The organism is Ralstonia sp. Ralssp135, from assembly GCF_047304345.1.
Lineage (GTDB): Bacteria > Pseudomonadota > Gammaproteobacteria > Burkholderiales > Burkholderiaceae > Ralstonia > Ralstonia chuxiongensis.
This window is the reverse complement of sequence record NZ_JBGLYZ010000040.1, coordinates 39,365-45,923: the sequence shown is the minus strand read 5'-3', so window position 1 is coordinate 45,923 and position 6,559 is coordinate 39,365. Positions and strand designations below refer to the sequence as shown.

Here is a 6,559-nt window from a genome sequence, read left to right as displayed (position 1 = left end):
GGGCTGGGCGGGCGTCAGGGCTATCAGCCACGCGGGCGGGGGCTGGGCGGTAGCTCGTCGCTCAACGCGATGATCTACATCCGCGGCACGCCCAGCGACTACAACCACTGGGCGGCGCTCGGCTGCACCGGCTGGAGCTGGAACGACGTGCTGCCTTACTTCAAGCGCTCCGAAGGCAACGAACGCTTTGCCGGCCGCGATGACGACGCGCTGCACGGCGGCACCGGCCCGCTGCACGTAAGCGACCTGCGCACCGGCAACCCGATCGCACAACGCTTTGTCGATGCCGGCGTGGCAGCAGGCTACCGCCGCAACAACGATTTCAACGGCCCCGATCAGGAAGGCGTCGGCTCATACCAGGTCACGCAGTACAACGGCGAGCGCTGGAATGCCGCGCGCGCCTACCTGCATGGCGGGGACAAGGCAGACGCCACCTTCAGCCGCAACCGCCGCCAACTCACGGTGATGCCCGACACACAAGCGCTGCGCATCGTCTTTGAGGGCAAGCGCGCGGCCGGTGTGACGGTGGAGCGCGGCGGTCGCACAGAAACGCTGCGCGCGCGTCGCGAGGTGATCGTCTCATCGGGCGCGTTCGGCTCGCCGCAGTTGCTGATGGCCTCGGGTGTGGGCCCGGCGGAGCATCTGCGCTCGCTCGGCATTCCCGTCGTGCACGACCTGCCAGGCGTCGGCCAGAACCTGCAGGATCACCTCGACATCATCCTGCACAAGAAAGTCTTCAACCTGGATTTGATCGGCTATTCCGCGCGCGGCAGCGTCCACATGCTGGGCGAGATCCTGCGCTATCGGCGCGAGCGTCGCGGCATGCTGGCAACCAACTTTGCCGAAGCCGGCGGCTTCATCAAGAGCCGGCCCGATCTGGCCGATCCCGATCTGCAACTGCACTTCGTGGTGGCCATGGCCGACAACCACAACCGCACGTTCAACTACGGCCACGGCTATTCGTGCCACGTGTGCGTGCTGCGCCCGAAGAGCCGCGGCGAAGTGCGCCTGGCCTCCGCTGACACGCGCGAGGCACCGCTGATCGATCCACGTTTCTTGTCTGACCCTGACGACATGAACGGCATGCTCGCCGGCTTCCGCGCCGTGAAGAGCATCTTCGCGCAGCGTCCGTTGGCTGACCTTGGCGGGCGTGAGCTGTATTCCGGAAACATCCGCGGCGATGGCTCCGACGACGAAGCCGTCCGCGCCCTGATCCGCCAGCATGCCGACACCATCTATCACCCCGTCGGCACCTGCAAGATGGGCAGTGCGGACGACGACATGGCCGTGGTCGATCCGGAACTGCGCGTGCGCGGCCTCACGGGCCTGCGCGTGATCGATGGCTCGGTCATGCCCACGCTGATCGGCGGCAACACCAACGCCCCCATCATCATGATTGCCGAACGCGCCGCAGACCTCATGCGCCAAGGCGGCCGCCCGACGCTGAACGTGGTGAGCAGCATCCCCGCACAAGCTGCCCCGGCCGAGGTGCACTGAGAAACAAGACAGCAAGACACACCTGGGCGCCAACCCAGGCACACCCACGGTGTGGCCGTTGATGCCCTAGATGGCGCCTTGAATTTGTGTGAGCGGGCGGATAAAGGAAGGAGGCCTGTCTGAGCGCAGCGAGTTTGCCTCCTTCCCCGCACGGTCACAGAAATTCAAGGGGAAGCCGCCATCTCGGGCGCGCCTTTCTTTGCTTACTTTCTTTGGCAAGACAAAGAAAGTGAGTCAGCCCCGGCAGGGGATGAAACCAGGGATGGACCACAAACGCCCACCCCCGGCAGGGGACAAAACAGCCGCCAGCATTAGTTGCCAGCACTATCCGTAGGCGTATTAAACGAATCCCGCAGCAAATAACTCATCGGCACCTCCAGATTCACCCCATTCGGCGGAATCGGCTGCTGAAACCACTTCTTGTACAGCTTCGGCACCTCGCCATCGACAATCAGCCGCGTCATCGATTGGTCGATCAGCTTCTTGAACTCGGGGTCCTGCTTGCTGAGCATGATCGCGTATGACGACACAAGCTGCGTCTTGCCCGTCAGGCGGTAGTCAGCCGGGTTCTTGGCCGTGGCGCGCATGCCCGAGAGCAGGATGTCGTCACCGGCAAATGCATTGGCGCGGCCATCGGCCAGCATGGCGAAGGCGCTGCGCAGGTCGTTGGCATCCACCACGTGCATCGTCATACCCGTCTCGTTGAGCTTGCGTGCGAGGTCGGCATTGGTCGATCCGCGTGCGGCCACCACGGTCTTGCCGTTCAGGTCTTCCCATTGCTGGATCGGCGAGCCAGCCTTCACCAGCATGCGGCCCTTGGTGATGTAGTGCGGAATGGTGAAGGCGACCTTCTCACGGCGCTCGCGCGAGTTGTTGGTTGAGCCGCATTCCAGGTCGGCCTTGCCCGAGGCGACCACGTCCATGCGTGTGGCGGCTGTCACCGGCAGGTATTGCACCTTCAGGTCGGGGCGCTTGAGCGAGGTCTTGATCGAATCGATCAGGCGCGAGCAGATGTCGATCGTGTAGCCGACCGGCTTGTTGCCATCGAGGTACGAAAACGGAATCGAGTCTTCCCGATACGCCACGTGCACCGTGCCCGAATCGCGGATGCGATCGAGCGTCGGGGTGGCGGCAACGGCGGTGGAGGGGAAGACAGCGGTGGAAACAGCAGCGGGAACGGCAAGCGCGGCCAGCAGCCACGTGCGCGCAGCGAACGGCATCGTCAAAGGTCCTAGGAGAGGTTCGGGCTTCTAATGGCCAGCCGACCGCATCGGGGCCCTATCGACGCGGCCGTGCGCGCAATCGATTGCCGGGCGACGTCCGCTCGGCTGCGCAGCATTGGCTGGGGCGCGCCGTCACTCCCCCCGGGAATGCCAAAACGTGAAGCAATGTCACGCGCCGCCATGGGCGCGCATTATGCGCTGAATGCGGGTATACCCTCAAGCACCTTCTCGGTGCATGGTTGATCAGCGTTGCGCTAATCCGCCACCTTGTCGGTCGGGAACTTGAACGAATCGCGCAGCAGGAAGCTCATCGGGATCTCCAGCTTCACGCCATTTGGCGGAATGGGTTGCTGGAACCACTTTTTGTAGAGCTTTTCCGCCTCGCCATCGAGGATTGTGCGTGACATCGCCAGGTCAATCACTTTCTTGAACTCGGCATCGTCCTTGCCGAGCATGATCGCGTACGGCGCCACCGCCAGGTTGCTGCCGACGACTGCGTACTCCGCCGGGTTGGGCGACGTCGCCCGGAAGCCATAGAGCAGCACATCGTCCATCGCAAACGCATCGGCCTTGCCGGCCGCCACCATGCCGAAGGCTTCGGCGTGGTCGCGGGCCTCCACCACGTTGACCTTGAGCACGCGCGCATCGGCCATCGCGCGGATCTGCCCACCGTTCGTGCTGCCGCGCGTGGACACCACCGTCTTGTTGTTGAGATCTTCCCAGCGGTGAATGCCTGAACTGGTCTTCACCAGCATGCGGCTGCTGGCAATGTAATGCGGGATAGTGAACGCTACCTTCTCGCGCCGCTCGCGCGTGTTGTTGGTCGAACCGCATTCGAGGTCTGCGCGGCCCTCGGCGATGGCGCCGATGCGCGTGGCGGGCGTCACGGCCACGTATTGCACCTTCAGGTCGGGCCGCTTGACCGCCACCTTGATCGCGTCGACCAACCGCGCACAGAGGTCGATCGAATACCCCACCGGCTTGCCGCCATCGACATAGGAGAACGGTACGGAATTTTCGCGATACGCCAGCCGGACGGCGCCGGTATCGCGGATGCGGTCAAGCACGGGGGATGCAGCCAACGCCTGGAAAGTGCACAACGCCAGGCCGGCCGCGAGCAATGCGCGGGTCGGGTGCGGCACGGAATGTCTCCTGTCTGGTTATTTTTTTGGTGCCGGCGCGCTCGCGCGGCTCCCCCACCCTAGGCGATGTGATCTTTCATCCCGCTTTCACGCCGGCCGTCCCGCTTTACTCTTCACAGAATCTTCATACAGGCCACGCGCGTTGCAGCACCGCACCCAGCTCCTGCGCATGTCCGTCGAGCGTGCCGAACACGCGACCGTGCTGATGATGGAAGCGGCTGGCGATGAAGCGCTCGGCGTCGTCCGGGTGGGCGTGGGACAGCATCAGCGCTGCCTGCGCCGTGAGCGCCAGCCCCTGCGCGATGCGGCGTGCGGAGGTTTCCTGGATGTCGTCCGGCTGATGCAGCATCGCCTGCAGCGCAGCCAGCTCCGCACGCACGGCACGGTGGCCCTGCGCGCGCTCGCCAATGTCGTGCACCAGGCGCAGCGCGTCGTCCGGCGTGCGGGCGATGGCGCGCAGCACGTCCAGGCACATCACGTTGCCCGAGCCTTCCCAAATGGAGTTGACCGGCGCTTCGCGGTACAGGCGCGCCATCGGCCCTTCTTCCACGTAGCCGTTGCCGCCCCAGACTTCCATTGCCTCGCCCGTCGCCTCAATGGCGCGCTTGCAGACCCAGAACTTGGCGGCGGGCGTGACGATGCGCTTCCACGCCGCGGCCAGCGGATCGACGTCGGCACGCTCGAACGCGTTGCCCAACTCCATCATCAGCAGCGTTGCCGCCTGCGACTCGAGCGCGAGGTCGGCCAGCACGTTGCGCATGAGCGGTTGGTCAGCCAGCAGGCGGCCGAATGCCATGCGATGGCGCGCGTGGTGCAGGGCTTGCATCAGCGCGTGGCGCAGGATGGCCGCGCTGCCAATCACGCAATCCAGCCGCGTGTGCGTGGCCATCTCGATGATGGTCGGAATGCCGCGCCCTTCCTCGCCAATCAGGATGCCCTCTGCGCCGAGGAACTCTACTTCGCTGCTGGCGTTGGACCGGTTGCCGAGCTTGTCTTTCAGGCGCTGGATCTGGATCGGGTTCTTGCTGCCATCGTCACGAAAGCGCGGCACGAAGAAGCACGACAGCGGCCCGTCTTCCGCGCCCATGCGCGCGACCACGAGGTGCGCATCGCACATCGGCGCAGAGAAGAACCACTTATGCCCGGTGATCGCGTATGTGGCGCCGCGGCCCTCGCCGCGCAGGGGCATCGCCACCGTGGTGTTGCTGCGCACATCGGAGCCGCCCTGCTTTTCGGTCATGCCCATGCCGACAAGGATGGCGGTCTTCTGGCGCCACGGCAGATCGCGTGCGTCGTGTTCGCGGGCGTAGAGACGCGGCCCCAGATCGGCAAACAGCGCCGTCTCTTTCTGCAGAACGGGGATGCTCGCGAACGTCATCGTCGCCGGGCACAGCGTGCCGGATTCGATCTGCGCTTGCATGTAATAGCCCGCCGTGCGGGCGGTCCATGCGCCCGCACGCGGCTCGGCGAAGGGTAGCGCCTGCAGCCCCTGGCTGCGCATCAAGCCGAGCAGCGCATGCCACGCCGGGTCGAAGCGGATGGCGTCGATTCGCTCGCCGGTGCGGCTGTGGGTGTGGAGTTCGGGGTGGTACGTGTTGGCCTCGGCGGCCCACCGCAGCGTCTCGGGGGCGCCGAGCTGATCACCGAAGGCTTGCAACGCGCTGGCGTTCCAGCCGCCGCCCAGACGTTCGAGTGCGTTTTGCAGCGTGGTGTCGGACGTGAAGGGGTTGAAGCCGGTCAGGTCCGGGACCTGGTTGAAGACGCGGTGGGTGGCCTCGGTGGGCATTTGGGGTCTCCTGGCGTGGTGCTTTGGTTGTGTGGGCCATGGTAGACCACCGGTGGTGGGGGTGGGTGGAGGAGGATTTCTATACGGTTGCCGCTTGCCTGGCGGCCCCATCCCACTCGAGAAACAGATACACGCCCTTGTCCTCCACCAGGCGAAACCCCATCCGCTGATACAAGCGCTGAGCAGGGTTGAAGCGCTCCACGTGAATCTGCACGCGTTTTCCTGAAGCGTGGGCCTGCGCAAACACAGCAGAAATCACCGCACTGCCGATCCCCGAACCGCACTGCTCCGGCACCAGCGAGATATCGATGATCAGAAGGGCTTCCTGCCGATGCTGCAGGTAGATTCGCCCGGCGGGTATGCCATCCTGTTCGATCACGAAAAATTCCGCATCGGGGTAGGCAAAGTACGCGCGTTGCTGGGCATCGAACTGCATCCGCACGAACTGCGCTTTCTGTTCGGTGGTCCAGCCGGTCGCCCGCAGCTCGGCTTCGCGGGTGGTGCCGTAGAGGTGCAGCAGGAAGGGCTGGTCAGTGTCGGTCAGCGGCCGCAGTGCGGTGCCGTGCCGTTCAATGCGGAAGACGGGCATGCGGTGCCTCAGCTGAGATTGAAGCAGGCCTGGTAGCGGAAGCCGTCGGCACTGCGTTCGACCGGTACCAGAAAGATCGCCTGTTCGGGCAGCGCGTCGTGCTGCAGGAAGTACGTGCCCTGCTGCAGCGTGAACGAGGCATCGCCTGTAAAGAACAGCGAGAACGCCTGCTGGCCCGGGCGTGCCGCGGGCGTGGTCACTTCGTTCAGTCGCAGGGTGAACTGCGGATTGGGGATCTGGCCGGGCTCCTGCAGCACAGAGAACGCGGTGCCGACATGCGGCTGGAACAGTTCGGCGGAGAGGGTCATGGGGGCAACGAAAA

General features: G+C 64.8%; 6 protein-coding genes. 1 reads left to right on the top strand and 5 read right to left on the bottom strand.

Going from position 1 to position 6,559, the window contains the following annotated elements; all coding sequences use genetic code 11:
- The coding region (locus ACCD03_RS21495; RefSeq protein WP_413412828.1) for a GMC family oxidoreductase at window positions 1–1,497 on the top strand (1,497 nt) is incomplete at its 5' end.
- 311 nt (window positions 1,498–1,808) lie between these two features.
- Here the strand turns inward: ACCD03_RS21495 and ACCD03_RS21490 are convergent.
- The 5 genes from ACCD03_RS21490 to ACCD03_RS21470 all read right to left on the bottom strand — a co-directional run bounded on the left by ACCD03_RS21490 (window position 1,809) and on the right by ACCD03_RS21470 (window position 6,545).
- Window positions 1,809–2,717 carry an amino acid ABC transporter substrate-binding protein gene (locus ACCD03_RS21490; RefSeq protein WP_413412827.1) on the bottom strand — a complete coding sequence of 303 codons (909 nt, stop codon included), beginning with the start codon at window positions 2,715–2,717 and terminating at the stop codon, window positions 1,809–1,811.
- A 257-nt stretch (window positions 2,718–2,974) separates the two neighbouring features.
- Window positions 2,975–3,862 (bottom strand): amino acid ABC transporter substrate-binding protein, encoded by an 888-nt coding sequence (locus ACCD03_RS21485; RefSeq protein WP_413412826.1) that lies wholly within the window; start codon window positions 3,860–3,862, stop codon window positions 2,975–2,977.
- A 124-nt stretch (window positions 3,863–3,986) separates the two neighbouring features.
- Window positions 3,987–5,648: an acyl-CoA dehydrogenase family protein gene (locus tag ACCD03_RS21480; RefSeq protein WP_413412825.1), complete on the bottom strand. Its 1,662-nt coding sequence runs from the start codon at window positions 5,646–5,648 to the stop codon at window positions 3,987–3,989.
- Window positions 5,649–5,727: 79 nt separating this feature from the next.
- A complete protein-coding gene (locus ACCD03_RS21475; RefSeq protein WP_413412824.1) occupies window positions 5,728–6,237 on the bottom strand; it encodes an N-acetyltransferase family protein in 510 nt (169 codons plus the stop codon).
- Window positions 6,238–6,245: 8 nt separating this feature from the next.
- Window positions 6,246–6,545, bottom strand: coding sequence for a DUF6916 family protein (locus ACCD03_RS21470; protein ID WP_325653918.1), 300 nt, complete (start codon window positions 6,543–6,545; stop codon window positions 6,246–6,248).
- Window positions 6,546–6,559 lie beyond the last annotated feature (14 nt).